This is a genomic window from Trinickia dinghuensis (assembly GCF_003367175.1).
GTDB lineage: Bacteria > Pseudomonadota > Gammaproteobacteria > Burkholderiales > Burkholderiaceae > Trinickia > Trinickia dinghuensis.
This window is the reverse complement of sequence record NZ_QRGA01000006.1, coordinates 448,795-467,261: the sequence shown is the minus strand read 5'-3', so window position 1 is coordinate 467,261 and position 18,467 is coordinate 448,795. Positions and strand designations below refer to the sequence as shown.

Sequence of the window (18,467 nt, the reverse complement as noted above, 5' to 3'; positions counted from 1 at the left end):
TGCGAGATTAGACCGTCCGTCGCTCCGCTTATCGCGCGAGCGACGACAAATCCCAGCGCGGCTTGACCGTGAACGCGTAATCCTTGTTGGCCTGCTCGGGCCAGCGCTGGAGCCGCAATGCGCCGGCCAGCGCGATCATCGCGCCGTTGTCGGTGCACAGCGAAAGATCAGGGTAATGTACGTCGAAGCCGCGCTTGTTTGCGGCGGCGGACAGCGCTTCCCTCAGTTGCCGATTCGCGCCTACGCCGCCGGCCACCACGAGACGCTTCAACCGTGTCTTCTTCAGCGCGGCCAGCGATTTCGCGACGAGCACTTCCACGGCCGCATCGACGAACCCGCGCGCCAAATCGGCTTTCTCTTGCTCGCAGACGTTGGCCCCGAGTTGCTTCGTGTGCGTTAGGACAGCCGTTTTCAGCCCGCTGAAGCTGAAATCGAGATTGCCCGAGTGCAGCATCGGCCGCGGCAGCGTAAAGGTGCCCGGCGTGCCGAATTCGGCGAGCCGAGAAACCTCGGGCCCGCCCGGATAGCCGAGGCCCAGCAGCTTGGCCGTCTTGTCGAACGCTTCGCCAGCTGCATCGTCGAGCGTTTCTCCGAGCGTCTCGTACTCGCCGACATCGGCGACGCGCATGAGCTGCGTATGGCCACCCGATACGAGCAGCGCGACGAACGGAAACGGCGGCGGCTCATCGACGAGCAACGGCGAGAGCAGATGGCCCTCGAGATGATGGATGCCGACGGTCGGCTTGTCCCACGCCATCGCCAGTGCATTCGCGATGCTGGCGCCGACGAGCAATGCCCCCGCCAGCCCCGGGCCCTGCGTGAACGCAATCGCATCGATGTCTTCGCGCGACGCGTTCGAACGCGCGAGGACATCTTCGAGCAACGGCAGGGCTCGGCGAATGTGATCGCGCGAGGCGAGTTCGGGAACGACGCCGCCGTATTCGCGGTGCATCGCGATTTGCGAATGCAGCGCATGGGCGAGCAGGCCGCGCTCGGTGTCGTAGAGCGCGAGCCCGGTTTCGTCGCACGAGCTTTCGATGCCGAGAGCGAGCATAGGGGTAGGTGACCGCGGCCGGCGTTTGGCCGATACCGCATGGAATGCGTGGGAAACGTAAAAGTATAGCAGTGCGCCTCAAGCGAAGCCGCCCGCGCAGGTAGAATGCGCGCCATGGAATCTTTTGACATCGCCGTCATCGGCGCGGGCGCCGCCGGCATGATGTGCGCGGCCGTCGCCGGACAGCGCGGGGCGCGCGTCGTCCTGATCGATCATGCGCCGCGCCTAGCCGAGAAAATCCGCATTTCAGGCGGCGGGCGCTGCAACTTCACGAACCTGCAGGCCGGCCCCGCGAACTACATCTCGGCCAATCCCCATTTTTGCCGTTCGGCGCTCGCACGCTATACGCCGCGCGATTTTCTCGCGCTATTGAAGGCCCATCGCGTCACGTGGCACGAGAAGCATCGCGGGCAACTGTTCTGCGATCACTCGAGCGAATCGATCATCGACATGCTGAAGGCCGAGTGCGATGCCGGGCGCATTGCCTGGCGGCGCCCCGTTGCCGTGGAGGGGGTGCGCCGCAGCGAGGCCGGAAGCTTTTCGCTCGACACGAATGCGGGTGAAATCGCCGCACAGGCGCTCGTTATCGCGACCGGCGGGCTCTCGATCCCCAAGATCGGCGCCACGGACTTCGCCTACCGTGTTGCCAAGCAATTTGGACACAAGCTCGTCGATATGCGGCCGGCGCTCGTGCCGTTGACGTTTTCATCCGATGAATGGTCGCCGTTCTCGACGCTGGCCGGCGTGTCGCTCGAAGTCGAGGTGGCGACCGGGCAAAAGCGCGCGCAGGGCTCGTTCGTCGAGGACTTGCTGTTCACGCACCGAGGGCTGTCCGGCCCCGGCGTGCTGCAGATCTCGACTTACTGGCAGAGCGGGGATCCAATCGTGATCGATCTGCTGCCCGGCCGCGATGCCGCCGCTGAGTTGCTCGAAGGCAAATCGAACGGGACCAAGCGGCAAATCGGCAATCTGCTTGCGCAGTGGATGCCCGCTCGCTTGGCCGATGCGTGGCTCGAAGCGCACGACGTTTCGACGGAGGCGCGTCTGGCCGATTTATCAGATAAAACGTTGCGCCGCCTCGGCGAGGCGTTTTCGCGCTGGACGCTGACACCGTCCGGGACCGAGGGGTATCGCAAGGCGGAGGTCACGAAGGGCGGCGTCGATACGAAGGAGCTGTCGTCGACGACGATGATGAGCATGCGCGTGCCTGGGCTGTACTTCATCGGAGAGGCGGTGGACGTCACGGGCTGGCTCGGCGGCTACAATTTTCAATGGGCTTGGGCGGCCGGTGTGGCGGCGGGCGAAGCGGCCTTCGAATTTACACATAGTGCTTGACAACTTTCGTGTAAATGTGAAGAAGGTCTGCTATACTCCCGAACCTTTGGGAATTTTCGTTTGGAAACATGACGATCATCCGCGTTAAAGAGAACGAGCCCTTCGAAGTCGCCATGCGCCGCTTCAAGCGCACGATCGAGAAGAACGGTCTGCTGACCGAGCTTCGCGCGCGCGAGTTCTTCGAAAAGCCGACTGCGGAGCGCAAGCGCAAGAAGGCTGCTGCCGTGAAGCGCCACTTCAAGCGCCTGCGCAGCCAAATGCTCCCCAAAAAATTCTATTGATACCCCGGCGCCGGCCGCGGTCGTTTGCACGGGCGGCTTGCGCGAAACCCGCTTGAGGAAGCATCCCAAGCGGGTTTTTGCGCTCAGCGCCATGCGAGATCGTTGTCCCATTCAGTTCAGTTCAGTAGTTTTGTTCTCTTCTTGTTTTTCTTGTATTCGGGTGAAAGATGAGTCTCAAAGATCGCATCAACGACGACATGAAAGCTGCAATGCGTGCGCGCGAAACGGGCCGTCTTGCCACGGTTCGTTTGCTGCTGGCCGCCATCAAGCAACGTGAAGTCGACGAACGCATCACGCTCGACGATGCCGCCATCACGGCCGTCATCGACAAAATGATCAAGCAGCGCAAGGACTCGATCAGCCAATTCGAAGCGGCCGGCCGTACCGATCTCGTCGATCAGGAACGTGCCGAACTTGAAGTGCTGACCGGTTATATGCCGGCGCAACTATCGGAAGCGGAGATCGCCGAGCAGGTGCAGGCCACCGTGGCCGAGATGGGCGCGACGGGCCCGCAGGACATGGGCAAGGTCATGGCGGCGCTCAAAAGCAAGCTGGCGGGCCGTGCCGACATGACGGCGGTGTCCGCGCTCGTGAAAGCAGCGTTGGCCAAGTAATCGCGTGCGTCACGCGGGGGTGTCGCCGGTGCATATGCCTGGCGCACGGGCTCGCGTGAGCGCGGTTTCCTCAAATCGCTCGTGATTCCAGCCGCTTTCCTTCAGGATCTGCTGAACCGCATCGACATCGTCGACGTGGTGGGCAAGTACGTCCAGCTCAAAAAGGGCGGTGCGAATTTCATGGGCTTGTGCCCGTTCCATAACGAGAAAAGCCCTTCGTTTACCGTTAGTCCTACTAAGCAGTTTTATCACTGCTTCGGTTGCGGCGCGCACGGTACCGCGATCGGTTTCTTGATGGAGCATGCAGGGCTCTCGTTCCCCGAAGCCGTGGGCGATCTGGCCCAATCGGCCGGCTTGACGGTGCCGCAGGAGCCGTCGCCCACGCGCGGCGGCTACGGCGGCGAGAAGGGGGGCTCGGGTTCGGAACGGTTTGCGCAGACCGATGGCCGGGCCGTCGCCGCGTTGTCCGATCTGATGCAGACGGCCTGCGATTACTACCGCAAAGCTTTGCGCGGGGCGCCGCAAGCGATCCAGTACCTGAAGAAGCGCGGGCTGACCGGCGAAATCGCCGCGCGTTTCGGGCTCGGCTACGCACCGGACGGCTGGCAGAACCTCGAAGCCGTTTTCCCCGATTACCGCAACGACGGGCTGGCCGAAGCGGGGCTCGTCATCGTCAGCGAGAAACTCGACGCGCAAGGCCAGCCGCGCCGCTACGACCGCTTCCGCGAGCGGATCATGTTCCCGATCCGCAACGTCAAGGGGCAGGTGATCGGCTTCGGCGGCCGTGTGCTCGACGGCGGCGAGCCGAAGTATTTGAATTCGCCGGAAACGCCTCTATTTAGCAAGGGTAGCGAACTGTACGGGCTGTTCGAGGCGCGCTTGGCGATCCGCGAGGCGCACTCGGTGCTCGTGGTGGAAGGGTATATGGACGTCGTCGCGCTGGCGCAGCTCGGCTTTCCGAATGCCGTTGCGACCCTTGGCACGGCGTGCACGCCGATTCACGTGCAAAAGCTGCTGCGGCAGACGGATACGGTCATTTTCAGCTTCGACGGCGATGCGGCCGGGCGGCGCGCCGCGCGCCGGGCGCTGGATGCCTGCTTGCCGCACGCGGCCGACAACCGCACCATCCGGTTCCTGTTCCTGCCGACGGAGCACGATCCCGACAGCTACGTCCGGGAATTCGGCAAGGACGCGTTTTCGGAGCAGATCGAGCATGCGCTGCCGCTTTCGCAATTCATGCTGAACGAAGTGTTGGCCGGCAAGGAACTCGATACGCCGGAAGGGCGGGCGCGGGCGCTGTTCGATGCGAAGCCGCTGCTGCAGGCATTGCCCGCCAATGCGCTGCGCGCGCAGATCATGCACATGTTCGCCGATCGGCTGGATGTGCCGTTCGAGGAAGTGGCCGCATTATGCGACGTCGATACGCGCATCGCGGCTCCGGTCCGGCAGGCGCCCGCGCGCAAGGATCGGCGCCGCGTCACGGGTATCGAGGAGCGGGCGTTGCGCAATTTGGTGATGTATCCGCGGATCGTGTCGGTGCTCGACGACGAGAGCGAGGAGAGCCTGTTCAATCAGAGCCACCATGGCGAACTGTTCGCCGAGGCGGCGACGCACGCCCGTGCGTTGGGCGATACGGCCGAGTTTCGTCTCTTGTCGGACCTGCTTCGAAACGGGGCGAACGCCGCGACGTTCGAAGAAATTTTCCACGAAATTCTGGACTATGATGAAAACGTACGCGATTTGTTGATGCACGACGCGGAAGACGCCGCGACGGCCGAGCAGCAGCAAGAGCGCGAGCGTATCGCCGCCGAGGAATTCCAGGCGGCCATTCTGAAAATCCGCTATGACACGTGCTGCGAGCGACTGGAGCGTCTGTCGCGACAGTCGAAGCTCACACCGGACGAGATCGAGCAATTCACGGAACTGAACCGACAGCGAGCCGACATGAAACGGAGGCTGGGACTTTGACTGTGGCTGAGACTTCGACTTCGAAAGGGGGATTAGGCCGTGTGTGCTATAATAAAAGGTTTTCAGCGGTTTAATTTGTCTTTTCTGAGCAGTAGCGCTGCGGCAGAGGCGATATAGCGATGGCAAGGACTGCGAGCAAACGATCGGCTACGAGAAGCGCGACGGGGACCAGCAAGGGCGATGCCCGGAACCCCGGCCGGCGCGCGATGGAGCCGAAACGTAACGTGGTTGTTGCGCAATCCGCTGACGCTTCTGGCGGCGAGGCATCGGCTGCAAGTACAGCCGGGCGGGCCGGCAAGAGATCGGCAAGCTCGGGGGCTGTGCGAACTTCGGCGGCAGCCGCCGATATGACCAAGGCGGCAAAGACGTCCGCCAAGCCGGAGACGAGGGCCGACGCCGCGAGGCGGATTGACCCGAAAAGCGCAGAGGGCGCGGCTGCCACGCCGGACGATTCGGCAGTGCGCGAGACCCAAGTATCCACGGTGCAACCGGCTGAAGTCCAGCAGCCGCGAGTCGAGACTATAGCCGGTATGGCGAACTCCATGACGAAAAAGCTGAACGAAGTATCCGTCGAAGACGAAGCAACCCAAGCCGAAGAGCAGCAAGCTGCTCCTGGCAAGGGCGAGAAAGCCAAGGCGCGCGATCGTCGCGCCAAGGAGAAGGCGCTGCTGAAGGACGCGTTCGCGTCGAGTCAGCCCGGCACGGCGGAGGAGCTCGAAGAGCGCCGCTCGAAGCTGCGCGCGCTGATCAAGCTCGGCAAAGAGCGTGGCTTTCTGACGTACGCCGAAATCAACGACCACTTGCCCGATAACTTCGCCGAAACCGAAGCGATCGAAGGCATCATCAGCACGTTCAACGACATGGGCGTGGCCGTCTACGAGCAGGCGCCCGATGCGGAAACGCTGCTGCTCAACGACAACGCGCCTGCCGCGTCGTCGGACGACGAAGTCGAAGAGGAAGCCGAAGTTGCGTTGTCCACGGTCGATTCGGAGTTTGGCCGTACGACTGACCCGGTCCGTATGTACATGCGGGAAATGGGTACGGTCGAGCTGCTCACGCGCGAAGGCGAAATCGAGATCGCGAAGCGGATCGAAGACGGCCTGAAGCACATGGTGATGGCGATTTCGGCATGCCCGACGACGATCGCCGACATTCTTGCGATGGCCGAGCGCGTCGCGAACGAGGAAATTCGTATCGACGAACTCGTCGACGGCCTGATCGATCCGAACGCGGAAGACACCGACGGCTTCTCGGCGCAAGAGGCCGAGGCGATCGAGAACGAGACCGAAGAGGAAGAGGAAGAAGAGAGCGACGAGGAAGAAGAGGACGACGGCAGCGCGCAGGCTACGGCCAATGCGGCGCAGCTCGAGGCACTCAAGCGTACGTCGCTCGAGAAGTTCGCGATGATCAGCGAGTGGTTCGACAAGATGCGTCGCGCTTTCGAAAAGGAAGGCTACAAATCGAAGTCGTACCTGAAGGCGCAAGAGACGATCCAGAACGAACTGATGTCGATCCGCTTCACGGCGCGTACGGTCGAGCGTCTGTGCGACACGTTGCGTGCGCAAGTAGATGAAGTGCGTCAGGTCGAGCGTCAGATTCTGCACATCGTCGTCGACAAGTGCGGCATGCCGCGTTCGGAATTCATCGCCCGCTTCCCGAGCAACGAGACCGATCTCGAGTGGTCGGAGAAGGTCGTGGCGGAAGGCCATGGGTTCAGCGCGATCCTGTCGCGCAACATCCCGGCCATTCGCGAGCAGCAGCAGCGTCTGCTCGATTTGCAGGCACGTGTGGTTCTGCCGCTGAAGGATTTGAAGGAAACGAACCGTCAGATGGCGGCCGGCGAATTGAAGGCGCGTCAGGCCAAGCGCGAAATGACCGAGGCGAACTTGCGTCTCGTGATTTCGATCGCGAAGAAGTACACGAACCGCGGTTTGCAGTTCCTCGATTTGATCCAGGAAGGCAACATCGGTTTGATGAAGGCGGTGGACAAGTTCGAATATCGCCGCGGCTACAAGTTCTCGACGTACGCAACGTGGTGGATTCGCCAGGCCATTACGCGTTCGATCGCCGACCAGGCGCGCACGATCCGTATTCCGGTTCACATGATCGAGACGATCAACAAGATGAACCGTATTTCGCGGCAGATTCTGCAGGAGACGGGTCTCGAGCCCGATCCGGCTACGCTCGCGGAAAAGATGGAGATGCCCGAGGACAAGATCCGCAAGATCATGAAGATCGCGAAGGAGCCGATCTCCATGGAAACGCCGATCGGCGACGACGACGATTCGCACCTTGGCGATTTCATCGAGGATTCGAACACGGTGGCGCCGTCGGATGCCGCGTTGCATGCGAGCATGCGCGACGTCGTGAAGGACGTGCTCGATTCGTTGACGCCGCGCGAGGCGAAGGTGCTGCGCATGCGTTTCGGTATCGAAATGAGCACGGATCACACGTTGGAAGAAGTGGGTAAGCAGTTCGACGTGACGCGCGAGCGGATCCGCCAGATCGAAGCCAAGGCGCTGCGCAAGCTGCGTCACCCGAGCCGCTCGGACAAGCTGAAGTCGTTCCTCGAAGGGAACTGATTCGGCTGGATCGGTTAGGTGGTAGAGAGGCCCGGGTTCATATACCGGGCCTTTTTTGTAGGAACGCTACTGATTTTTCGTTTGTTGGGCTTTTGCGGTTTGCATGCCGCCGCATTAGCCGATAGACTCGCAGTCTTTCCGCGATGCTGTGCCGTTGAGTGTTGAATGCAACGCCGTATCATCGCATCGCGGATATCAACATCCGCCACGGCCACGTAAGCAGTATTCAAAACCGTGGCGCGAGACGGGCCGGACGCCGTGCTGGTTGCAGGCAGCGGACTCATAATCCGCCTCCGAAAGGACACCGTGGGTTCGACTCCCACCCGGCCCACCATTCAAAGAGTTCCAGTAGAGTCCAGAGTGTTGTGCCGTTAAGCATAAGTTGGCCACTTGGACAGGTTATGCTTCATTTCCCGATGGGACACGTTTTGTTTTATCGGGTAGCGGTGCTACGGTGATAGGTTTCGCCTCGCGTAGCGTGGCGTAGATGTGAAAAAGCCGGCGCGCAGGCCGGCTTTTTCGTTGGTGGATGGACGGGGGCGTCTAGCTCACGCCGAGAGTCTCCTTAACCTCCTGCAGGACGTCGATTACGCCTCGGATGCTGCCCAGGACCTCCTTTGGTACGCGGGCATTTAGTTCCCGTAGGTTGATGGCCTTGCCGTCGGTGACGATGTCCCTGCACGCGGCCTCGATGACGGTGCGAGCATTGTCCATGCTTCGTTCCTTCCGGCGCTGCATGTATTGTGTCCAGCGCTCGGCCAAGATACGCGCGTCCTTGTTCGCGTGCTGATATAGCAGTCTAGCGTCGACATCGAGCCTGCGTGCGGCTTCCGATACGCTGATGATTGACGGTAGTTTGCTGAATGCGCGCAGTTCATCCCGAACCTTCTCCCAGTCGATTGCTCGGGCGGCCGCACGTTTCGTTTCGTCAGGGAATAGCATCGCGAGCTGATGGATTTCGGCAGTACAGGGAGTCCAGCCGATTAAATCGCCCCTGAGCAACTGCGGTAGCGCCAATCCCGTCTGTGAGGCGATGCGCAGATGCGCCGGCAATGCAGGGGCACCCGCCTGCTTCAGCCAATAGTGAACCGTTGTCTTGCTCAGGCCCACACGCCGAGCAAAGAGCGCCCCTTTCCCGTTGTCGAGCCGGGTGACGAGCGTTTGTATCGCGTCAAGCATTGCCTGCCGGCTCGGTGGCGTCTCAAGGGACGCTTGGACCTTCAGCATCGCCCCGACTTGGGTTGCCTTCCAAAGCTCTTCTAGCGTGGCGGCAGGAGGCGATTCTCCGTCTCCGAGGAAGGCGCCACAGTGTGCGCACCAGCCGGGTACAACATAAGCAGACTTGTGGCGCCCATCCGGGCGACCGCAATCCGGGCAGATATGAACCAACTCGGTTTTGTGCCTTGGGCATACGGTCACTGCGCCCACGTCCCATGCCAGGCGGAAATATGGTGTCTTGCCGCTCTCCTTGTCTTCGGCGAAGCACTCCGGACACCAGCGTGAGTGGGTTGACGCGAGGCTTGTCTGGGCAATAACGTCACGCCACGGCAAGAGCGTGAGTCGGTCGAGCCGTTCGACACTCGTCAGGGCAGAGAGTGCGGCCGACCAGTTGCTCGCTGCGTCTCCGATACCGCCGATGTTTCCCACATGCCACTCGTGTTTTTCGGAGAGCTCCCAGCCTACCGAACCCGCGACTTGCCTGCAGAGCGCTGCGACGGACACGCTATGCGATACGGCCAGCCGGCAGAAATAGCTGAGCAGGCTCTCAATCTCGGGCGTGCCGAGGCCGATGGGCGCGAGGGCGTGCAGCGTCGAGCGCGGATTCGAAATCGAATAGCTCATGCTGCGCTCCTTCCGCCAGCCGATGCCTGACGTCGCTGTACGTGCATGATGCGGGTGAGGCCGGGGTTGATGGCCTCCTCGCCGTCAAGGATTTCGGTGAGAATCCGGTCGCGCTGCGCCTCGGTGAGCAACGCTCGCCGGAGTGCCTCCGTGGACCAGCGACCGTCGGCCTCGGCCAGCCGGGCTGCCCGGACAAGCACGCTGCTCAACGTGCCGATACAACCCAGCGTATTTTCTTGGAGTGCCTCGGCGTAGCGCGTCAGCTCCCCGCCCCAAAGCGTGGGCAGCATCTTTTCGAACGCCTGGATGCAGGCGATGAAGGCGCGAACGTCTTCGGGCCGGTCCTGCCGATAGCGTTCAAAGTGCAACACATGGTGGCGCCGCGCGAGCTGTCCGGACAACGACATGAGCGGGTACAGGTCGTAGGACCCGACCAGTACCATCTGTGTGCCGCACTTGTTCACGAGCGACTTCAGGGTGTCGAGATGAATCTCCAGCTTGGAACTGTTCCGCGTCTGGTGAATGATGTGTGCAGCTTCGTCGATGACGAGAAATTGGACTTTCCGCTCTCGCAGTGCGCGTTCGACGGCCGTCCTCAACGCCCCGAGGCTGTTGCCTCCGGCGCCGCGCGGTCGGACCATGCGACCCGACTGCGAGTCGATGCCATAGGCCGCCTTCGGTGCGTCAAGGTCGTCGCCGAGCTCAGCGAGAATCTGCCGATAGAATAGTCGCCACGAGAACTCGTTTTCGCCGGAGGATGGGGCTTCGACGAAGATGGCCGGAATCGTTCCGGCATTCTCTTCCATTTCAACGGCGGCGCGCTCGACCGCCGCCTCGACCATGTACCTGGCCAGCGTGGTCTTGCCGGCTCCCGTTGGACCGCAAACGAGAAGCGTGCTGTCCTGGCTGCCGGGGTAAATCAGTGTCTCCAGTTCGGACATGACATGTGCAATGCGTGGATGTTTGATGCGCTTGCCGAGCAGAGTGCTCGCCGAATTCGGAATCGGCGACAGCGGGGCGGAATGTTTTTGTTGCATGAATCACCTCAAAATGTGTCAAGGTCAGGGATGTCGTCCCACGCCGCTGCCTCGGGCGGCGATTGGACCGGATTGGTTGTTGATGTCGTTGATGACCTTGTCTCTGCCGGCGATTCGACAGCGCTGGATGTTTCCTCGATGAGGCTAAATCGATGTAGAGGAGCAACGGGAGCGATGCTCGAGAACTGCAAACTGTTATAGAGCGACTTGTTTTCCGCTTGACGTTCGAGCGCAACGGCCATCGCGCCCTCCGGCGTGAAGGTGCGCATGAACTCCTTGAGACGCTGCGCATCCTGCTGTTCGTCGACAGGTGTGCGGAAGCGTTGGTTGTATTCTTGCGTCAGCGCTTTGCGCTCGTTGTCGGTTAGCTGACCGAGACCACTCAAGCTCGGGCATACGGCCTGAACCCATTGGTCCTTTATGCGCACATAAACGGACGATGCATCCCATGGGTCATACCTGACGGGAAGGCGTTGACCGGCGACTTGATAAGACCGGAATGCGGGATGGCGGTAGAGCCGCTCGTTCACCTTTACGCCGCGCTGCGGATGAATTTGTCGCAGGCCTTCCCGGTCAACCGGGGGGCATGTCGCAATCAGGAAATCCCGGTTGAACTGGATATGCAGGTGCTCACGCGAGCCGCTTTCACGAAGGCCACGCTGAAATGCCTCACGCGGCGATTCGCCGAGGACCGGATGCTGCTGCTGGTCATAGAATTCCGTAGCCCAGTGCTCAATGCCGTAATACAGTGGCCCGAGCGTCCACTCGGCCAGGTTCTTGGGCAGATGCGAACCGGAAACCATTCGGACTTGCTTTGTGGCCTTCGTGTTGCCCGCGAGACCGTGTATGTAATCGACGTTCAGCCGGCCGAACATGCGCTCAAGCACTGCCCCGTGACGTGGGTTGCCGGACGGCCGGAAGCGCAGATGGCAACCCATTGCCTTGAGAAACGATTTGAATGCGGAGGACCGAAAGTCGCTGCCGTTATCGACGACCATCATTTCGGGGAGCCGATGAAAGCGACGGACCATATCGCGAACCGCCATCATCACCGAGTGGTACGAGGGCGGGTCGTACGTCAGGAACAAACCGACGATGCGTCGAGGCCATGCATCAGTGGCGAGGGTTAGCCATGGTCTGCCGAGGTTCTTGCCCGTGCGGCTGGAGATGAGTTCAATGTCCAGTTCGGTGTGGTCGATATGAACACACTGGAATGGTCGGCTGCCATGTATCGGCGTGTGGTAGTGCAGGACATCCACGAACGGGGCCTTCTGGTATGCGAGGCGTTTGCCTTCGCGAATCCGGATGTCGTGATTGGTCGTCTGTGATTTGATGTGCTTAATCAAGGTCGGGTACGACGGCGCCGGCACATTTTCTTGTGCGCACATCACCACAAGATGCCGATGACAAGTCTTGTAGTTAATCGCCTTGCTGTTCCGCCATTCTTCATCGATGACGCGGTCCATCAGGTCGAGTTGCTCTTCGCTCAGACGGGCCGTGTGGTTTCCTCGTGCGCTGATGTGCGGTACCAATGCCAGAATCTCATGGTCCCCATTGGCTCGTGCGACGGTCTGACGGGCCGCCCAACGACGCAAAGTGCGCGACGAAACGGTAGCCGTCGCCGATTCCGATTGGAGCAGCATCTGACGTCGAAGCGCTTCCGCGTACTCATTCTCGGTATATCGGCTCAGCCCGAGGTCGGGCGGGGGAGCAGCTTCGATGACCCGGATTCGATTGCCTTCGTGAGCGGCCAGTAGCCAGTCACGTTGAAGTTCCATGGTCGTATGGTCCAGCCTGTTGCACACAACACTCTTTTCGCCGACCAGCGTGATGGTCAGTTCCTGACCTTCGAATTCGAAACGAGTGCCGACAGCGACGTGAAGCGCAAAGCCCTCGAAACCTGGCGGCGTTGCTCGATGAGACTCGGCATACAGAAACTCGCGCAGCGTCTCGTCTCTATAGAGTCGGAATCGTCGCGGACTGTGCAAGGACTCGCGGTCGAGGTCTGTGACAACGAGTTGGTCTGCAATGGCCTTGTTCACATGGTCGGCCCTAAACGCGTACGGCGGCTCGAGCAACTCATAAAAGAAGAGCGCGCCATGTTCTTTCAGACCGGCATCGAGACGTGCGAGAACATCTTCGGGGCACGGCTCTGCTGCTGGAAGATAGTAGTCGGCGAGATGCTGCAGGTTTTCGATGCGGCGTCGGGGGATGACGGCATCGCTGCGAATGCGATAGCTAACGCCGACCTGAGCGAGCTGTTCCTCGATTTGCGGCGAATGCCAATTCCCGTCGCTGTCTCGCTGGTAACGATAAGGGTACTTCTCGGCGAGTCGGTTTAGCTTCGCTTCGGACTTCCATTCCTCGAGCCTGATGCCGTCGTGGCAGAGCACGAGAAAGTCGGGTGTGTGATGAATTTCGCGGATTTCGCCGGTGGAGTCGTCGACCAGGCTGAGTTTCAACCTGCAGGGCTGGGGATAGAACTCCAAGACATCTGAGTCGTATTCGAAGCCGACAGCGGCAGCGAACTCGATGCCATAGCTCTCCGTGGCGATTTCGCGCGTCATCTTCCGGCTCGCCATGTGGGTGATGACGTTGCCTCCCCGGGAGGTCACATCGCGCACGGGTGCTTGAATGCGAGCGTCCTGGACCAGCTTGCGGCCTGCGGGTGGCGTACCGAGTCGGTCGAACAGGTCGGTTAGTTGCGCCTTGCTAAGCATTACGTCCTCACAAAAATTGCCTACAAAGGACGTGTAGGAGTGCGGGTACGGAACCGGTCGTATGCGACCGATAGTTCTATGCAAGAATTCGTGCTTTCGTCGAAAATCACATGCCAATTCAAGGCAAAGGTGCAACGATGGGCGACATGCCGCTCAACAGAACAGCGTCGCAAGCGGAGGCCTACGGCTCGTGGGAGGAGAGCGCGAAGGAACTGATAGTGGAGCAGATGTACCGGAAGCGCGTGAGCTACAAGGAACTCGCCAGGCGCCTCGAGCAGTTCGGGATTGAGGAATCTGCTGACCAGATAAATCGCAAGGTCAACCGGAAGAAATTCTCGGGGGCGTTTCTGCTCGCCTGTTTGGCGGCGATGGGCGTCAAGTCCGTTCGGATTGTGTAGCGGCCCAGTGCTCGGGGCATGAGCGTCCGCGCAGAAGTTGCGCGGGTTCACCCATCGAAATTGCTCCGCCTGTCGCATGGCCGTCTCACTTCGTACCCTCTCATAAAATAGGGAACGATGCTATTGACGAAAGGGCCATAGCACATGGGCTGCGATTTTCAGGCCGGCGTTGCGCCGAGCTTTCAAATTAGTAAATTTGATGGCCGGGTTCAAGATTTGTTGGCCGGCGATGATTGTCGGGCGCTCCGTCCGATAGCAATAGGTTCAGCAGCGGACCGTAAGTCTTCGCTCGGAGCGAATGCCGCGCGTGGCGTGCAGTGAGGTTTGCAGATGGCTTATCCATCGGTCGTGTCGAGGCTGCGTTGTTTGTACGATTTGATGCGCTGGGGAGGACGCACTCGATGCCTGGCGTGGACGTCTGCCCCATGTCTTTCGGGGCGAGGGCGGCCGTTCTTGCCCCCGCTGCGCTCGCGGCAATGGCGATGGGCCCGAGCACTGTTTCATTTCGTTATGTAAAAAATCCAAAATCACACTATACTTGGTGCCAGTGAATTGATTTTTTACCACATATTGTGGTGATGGAGATTCCGATGGCAAGGAACACGGGCAAGGATTTCCGTATCGGGTCGGTGGACGCTCGCTCGCAGGTCCGCAACCCAAAAACCGGTCAGTGGGTTAAACGCAACGACGACACAGGTCGCTTCATGGGCCAAAAGACCGATGGTGAGCCGTACAAGGGGGTCGCGAAAGAAAAGGATAGGCGCAAGAGCTAGGGCGCTGGCGATATGTCGATTCTCGTTCCTCCGTTTGAGCTGGGCCGGCTGAACCGGGAGCCCATTACGCCCGTAGGGGGCAGCGCGCATCCCGTGGTCCGCGGGCGTATTCACTTGCCTGTGCGCGCGGGCAGCGTCGACGGGTACATTAAACTTCTGCCACGCCAGGCGTTTTGCGTTGAGTCCGTCTGCGCATGGCTTGCGCGGGAAGTGAACTTGCCCATGCCCGAGGTGTTTTGGGTCACGGTTCACCGGAATCGCATGCGCGGTCTCTGGCCTTTCGGTGATGACGACGCGCAATGGTGTTTTGGCACGGCCGCCCTCCCATTCGCGCAGGCGGTCCGGCTCGACAGTCAAAGCCCGGCAGCACTCAGTTCAATGTATGGTCTGGATTCGCTAATGCTCGCTAAGATTGCCCTGTTCGATGAACTGATTGGCAACGACGACCGGCACGACGGCAACCTACTGCTCACGACACACAAAACTATCGCACTGATTGACCACGAGCGGGCTCTCGGTGGCGCCGGACTGGAGCTGTTTTCCTCTTTCCCGCCGCCTGGGCCGAACCGCCTACTGGAAAGGGTGCGCGTCCTCCCCCTGACAGACCGGGCGGTTTTAAAGGTGCCGCTACGCAGTTTCTGCATCGCTTGCAGTGCTGCCGTATTGCGTCTACCGTACGGCCAGTTGGTGAGCGACGATGCCCTGCATGAACCGATGCGCCGATACCTCGAACAACGCGCGAACCGGCTTATCAATACGCTGGACCACGTGCTCGGCATCCCTGACCTGCCTGGCGTGAACCCGCCCGGCCTTCAACCTCCTGCCCTGTAACCCGGTATGCAGCCCGATTTCTTCCTGTCCGAGCCTCCTGCATGCACCGCTACTGCACGCCTCGTCAGGCTCAAACTTGACGCGACGGGCGAGTCGATTGCCATTGCGGTGGTCGGTCGGTTTGATTCCGGCAAGCCATTTGCGCGCGCCGTCACATCGCGAATCCTGAAATGCCTGCCTCAAGAACTGGGCTATGCCTGCCACTCGTTCGGTACGCTGCTGGTCGCCGACTATCTGTCCGCGTATGGAGGACCAAGCTGGCACCCTCCGTTGTCCGGGGTTGAAGTCGGCCCGGCGTTTGTCGTAGAGGCGGACGATGAGGAGGGGGTCATCATGACTGCGTTGGAACGCTGCGCACTATTTCATCCAACCACGGCGCCTGATTTGGCTGCCGCAGTCGAGGAATCGATTCCCCGTCCTGCCGAGGAAAACCGTTTCGTGCATGCGGTGAGAGTCGAAGTGGTCCATCGCAAGCCATCGCTCGAGTCAGGTTTCAACCGGCCCTTCAGTCTGACCGGTGCCAGTAGCGGATTCGCCGTCGACTATATTGGTCATTCCTACGCCACGTGTTATGCCGCCATCAACCCGAAGGGACGCAGTCAGATTCGCCTGCGCACCGCCTCAGCGGCGTTGTGGCGCCTTGCGAGAGCCAGGGACGCATTCGGTTTTGCGACACCAGAGTGTATCGAGCTCACCGCGTGGGTGCCCGCTCGCGGCCTGCCAATCTATCGGGAAAGCGAGTACGCTGCGCTGGATGATGCTATCGGAGAGCTGCGCGAACAGGCCCAGCGGGAAAAACTCAACGTTTTCACTGCGTATGATATCCAGTCGGCCAGCAATCGCCTAATCACCGAAGAGGTCGCAGCTCTTAATTAGGCGCGACGTCGAGACGCAGAATGCGGACGACAAGCCGCGTTCGCGAAGGTCTTCGCACACGCGGTTGAATTCGGCAAGGGAGACGCATTTTGCGATGTCTATCTTCGTCATTCACTGTGCGGCGTAGCATGAAGTGGTACGGGTACTCTGCCTTAAGCAAAAGACTCTGCGCCTACTGCCCTACAAGCAGAGATATCTTATGAAACATGGCGGCGTTACTCTTTAACTTGAGAGTAGTGCCGACATTTATATCACTCCTCCGACGAGGCGCCTCTCGTTGGGGGAAGTCAGCTTTCGAGCCGAAGGGACGGCTGCGTGCAAAGCTATACCCGTAGGCGCGCAACGTGTAGCTTGGTGCGCTGGCGTGTTCGGTCGCCTATGGCATTTAGGCGTCGACTGCAAAGGGGAATCGTGGAAGCGTGCGAGGGAACATTCCTCTTGGAATTTGCCTGTCCCGCGTCTCTCGACGAACAAGGGCAGTTGCATCTGCATGCGCCTCACTGATGGTCAAAACTTGACCCGTCCCGGCTCGTCGATTCTCGCCAACGCGAATCAGAATCGACGAGTACAGGCCACCGGAATCGGTAGTCTCTTGGGCACCTTCCCCAATTGAGCAGCTATGCATGACCGCGAGCCCCGGTGCACACGCCCGGATATGGTTGTCGAAAAGCATCCGGCTGCGTGCGGGGTTGTCGGCGCTATCAAACGCCATGGCTTTCGCGCGATATTCCTCCATGACGGGCTTATCAAGATGAACTCGGCATGCGTCTATGATGACGGTATGTCGGGGTGCGCCGTCCTTTAGCTCATGCTCTTCGATGCTAACGCCGGGTGATAGTTGCAGCAGGGTGGTTTGCTTCGCGTTCGAATATCCGCCATGTCCGGCGAATACCACTATCGAATAGTCTGCATTCTGAAGTCGACGCACCGCCGATTGAAGCGACGCAGTCGATGGTGATTTGAGCACCTCAATTTCGTTCGAATACCACGCACCACCTGATGAGCTCTGGAAAAAGCGGCGATAATTTTCCATATCGACTAGCACGCCCGGAATGTCTTTGTCGGGGCATCCAATAATCAGTGCTTTTCTAGCTACCATACCGTCTTCATCCTCCTGTTTGGCCTTCGGATTTCATTGACTCCGTTTTCTCGTCGAACTTCGAGATAATCGACGTTGCTAGGCGCTCACCTCTGCCAGCTGCTATGGCAGCGAGCATCGTTACCAACGATAAGTGGTCGCGGGCGAAAGCACCGAACACCAGGTCCGACCGAACTGCCAGCGCGGCGACCAGCCCGGATATTGCACCCGCGACAATTCGCGATGAGCCCTCGAGGTAGTGCAGCCGTTGCCCGGCACCGACATCGAACTTGAGCTTTCCGCTTCGGGCGATAACAGAAAGCAGTGCGCCGATAGCTCCCCCGCAGCCTGAAAGCAGCAGCCAAAATGCGTTGACGCCGAGAAAAGCGCTAGTCGATTGGCGGGAGCACCAAATTGCAGCAAAGACTGCGAGGAACGGGATGGTGGCTGTGGCGCTGGCCTCGACATACCATTGACGCGAACGCTCTTCGCTCCGCGAAGCCATGTATTTCTTTGCGCTTTCAAGCGTTCTTTGAGCCCCTTCGAACTCTCCCTCAAAGCAGAGAACGCAAGCCTCGCCCAGAAGCGTTTTGTATCGAATAACTACGTCTTTGTCGAGGTCGTCACGGGGACTCGCTTCCTCGACAGCGATATCTGCGAGAATTGCCGAGCGCTGCTTTCGTACCGCTTCATCGTTGGCAAGCTCAACCCGGTCGTACTCCGCAGTGGTGCCCCAGTCAATCTTCAGCTTTTCGTCGAGGCCGACGCAATAGTCGTTCGTCCGCCGGATTTCGATGTGCTGTCGGATGTGGGTCCACTTTTCTTTGTAGTCGCCGTTGCCGCTGGTTAGCAAGGGCTCACCAGCGCTATCGACAGTCTTGTGCTCTGCGTTCATCTCAAAAAACACCTTCCCCGTCTATATTTATGCTGAGGCAATCCTTCGCACCGCAATTATAATACAACGGTCTGGAGTTTCGGGTTGCTAGGTGGCTGGTTTGATACCCTCTTGCCGAGACCGAGTATGCTGATTCCAGTGGCAAACATTCGAGTAATCGTGGAAATCGCGCTTTAGCGTGGA

Annotated in this window: 15 protein-coding genes and 1 tRNA gene; 10 read left to right on the top strand and 6 right to left on the bottom strand. The window is 60.0% G+C overall.

All coding sequences use genetic code 11. The features are described 5' to 3' along the window. Window positions 1-28: 28 nt before the first annotated feature. Window positions 29-1,054 (bottom strand): tRNA (adenosine(37)-N6)-threonylcarbamoyltransferase complex transferase subunit TsaD, encoded by a 1,026-nt coding sequence (gene tsaD / locus DWV00_RS11995; protein WP_115533773.1) that lies wholly within the window; start codon window positions 1,052-1,054, stop codon window positions 29-31. 114 nt (window positions 1,055-1,168) lie between these two features. Here tsaD and DWV00_RS11990 point away from each other — a divergent pair, with 114 nt between their 5' ends. The 6 genes from DWV00_RS11990 (at window position 1,169) to DWV00_RS11965 (ending at window position 8,168) form a co-directional block, all read left to right on the top strand. Then, entirely contained in the window at window positions 1,169-2,389 is a 1,221-nt protein-coding gene (locus DWV00_RS11990) for a BaiN/RdsA family NAD(P)/FAD-dependent oxidoreductase (RefSeq protein WP_115533906.1), read from the top strand. 68 nt (window positions 2,390-2,457) lie between these two features. Continuing rightward, window positions 2,458-2,670 carry a 30S ribosomal protein S21 gene (gene rpsU / locus DWV00_RS11985; protein ID WP_115533772.1) on the top strand — a complete coding sequence of 71 codons (213 nt, stop codon included), beginning with the start codon at window positions 2,458-2,460 and terminating at the stop codon, window positions 2,668-2,670. 167 nt (window positions 2,671-2,837) lie between these two features. Beyond that, on the top strand, window positions 2,838-3,284 hold the full coding sequence (locus DWV00_RS11980) for a GatB/YqeY domain-containing protein (RefSeq protein WP_115533771.1): 447 nt from the start codon (window positions 2,838-2,840) through the stop codon (window positions 3,282-3,284). Window positions 3,285-3,365: 81 nt separating this feature from the next. Next, window positions 3,366-5,252, top strand: coding sequence for a DNA primase (dnaG, locus tag DWV00_RS11975; protein WP_115533770.1), 1,887 nt, complete (start codon window positions 3,366-3,368; stop codon window positions 5,250-5,252). A 347-nt stretch (window positions 5,253-5,599) separates the two neighbouring features. Beyond that, window positions 5,600-7,834: an RNA polymerase sigma factor RpoD gene (rpoD, locus tag DWV00_RS11970; protein WP_425452757.1), complete on the top strand. Its 2,235-nt coding sequence runs from the start codon at window positions 5,600-5,602 to the stop codon at window positions 7,832-7,834. Between the two features lie 246 nt (window positions 7,835-8,080). Next, window positions 8,081-8,168 (top strand) — tRNA-Ile (locus tag DWV00_RS11965). A gap of 209 nt (window positions 8,169-8,377) precedes the next feature. Here DWV00_RS11965 and DWV00_RS11960 read toward each other — a convergent pair. The 3 genes from DWV00_RS11960 to DWV00_RS11950 are packed head-to-tail and all read right to left on the bottom strand — an operon-like array spanning window position 8,378 to window position 13,433. Then, window positions 8,378-9,676 (bottom strand): TniQ family protein, encoded by a 1,299-nt coding sequence (locus DWV00_RS11960; protein WP_115533768.1) that lies wholly within the window; start codon window positions 9,674-9,676, stop codon window positions 8,378-8,380. Beyond that, window positions 9,673-10,713, bottom strand: a complete 1,041-nt coding sequence (locus tag DWV00_RS11955) for an ATP-binding protein (protein WP_115533767.1) — start codon at window positions 10,711-10,713, stop codon at window positions 9,673-9,675. The genes DWV00_RS11960 and DWV00_RS11955 overlap by 4 nt, the downstream gene beginning before the upstream one ends. 8 nt (window positions 10,714-10,721) lie before the next feature. Next, window positions 10,722-13,433 (bottom strand): Mu transposase C-terminal domain-containing protein, encoded by a 2,712-nt coding sequence (locus DWV00_RS11950; RefSeq protein ID WP_115533766.1) that lies wholly within the window; start codon window positions 13,431-13,433, stop codon window positions 10,722-10,724. A gap of 110 nt (window positions 13,434-13,543) precedes the next feature. On the opposite strand from DWV00_RS11950, the gene DWV00_RS11945 reads away from it, so the two are divergent. The 4 genes from DWV00_RS11945 to DWV00_RS11930 all read left to right on the top strand — a co-directional run bounded on the left by DWV00_RS11945 (window position 13,544) and on the right by DWV00_RS11930 (window position 16,311). Next, on the top strand, window positions 13,544-13,831 hold the full coding sequence (locus DWV00_RS11945) for a DUF6471 domain-containing protein (RefSeq protein ID WP_245964834.1): 288 nt from the start codon (window positions 13,544-13,546) through the stop codon (window positions 13,829-13,831). Between the two features lie 590 nt (window positions 13,832-14,421). Further along, window positions 14,422-14,604, top strand: coding sequence for a hypothetical protein (locus DWV00_RS11940; protein ID WP_115533905.1), 183 nt, complete (start codon window positions 14,422-14,424; stop codon window positions 14,602-14,604). A gap of 12 nt (window positions 14,605-14,616) precedes the next feature. Next, window positions 14,617-15,435, top strand: a complete 819-nt coding sequence (locus DWV00_RS11935) for a HipA family kinase (RefSeq protein ID WP_115533764.1) — start codon at window positions 14,617-14,619, stop codon at window positions 15,433-15,435. Between the two features lie 6 nt (window positions 15,436-15,441). Next, the gene (locus tag DWV00_RS11930; protein WP_115533763.1) at window positions 15,442-16,311 is read left to right on the top strand and encodes a hypothetical protein; all 870 of its coding nucleotides are present in this window, start codon (window positions 15,442-15,444) and stop codon (window positions 16,309-16,311) included. Between the two features lie 385 nt (window positions 16,312-16,696). Here DWV00_RS11930 and DWV00_RS11925 read toward each other — a convergent pair whose 3' ends face one another. Both DWV00_RS11925 and DWV00_RS11920 read right to left on the bottom strand, forming a co-directional pair. Beyond that, a complete protein-coding gene (locus tag DWV00_RS11925; RefSeq protein WP_115533762.1) occupies window positions 16,697-17,410 on the bottom strand; it encodes a caspase family protein in 714 nt (237 codons plus the stop codon). Window positions 17,411-17,417: 7 nt separating this feature from the next. Next, window positions 17,418-18,284 (bottom strand): hypothetical protein, encoded by an 867-nt coding sequence (locus tag DWV00_RS11920; protein ID WP_115533761.1) that lies wholly within the window; start codon window positions 18,282-18,284, stop codon window positions 17,418-17,420. Between the last annotated feature and the right edge of the window lie 183 nt (window positions 18,285-18,467).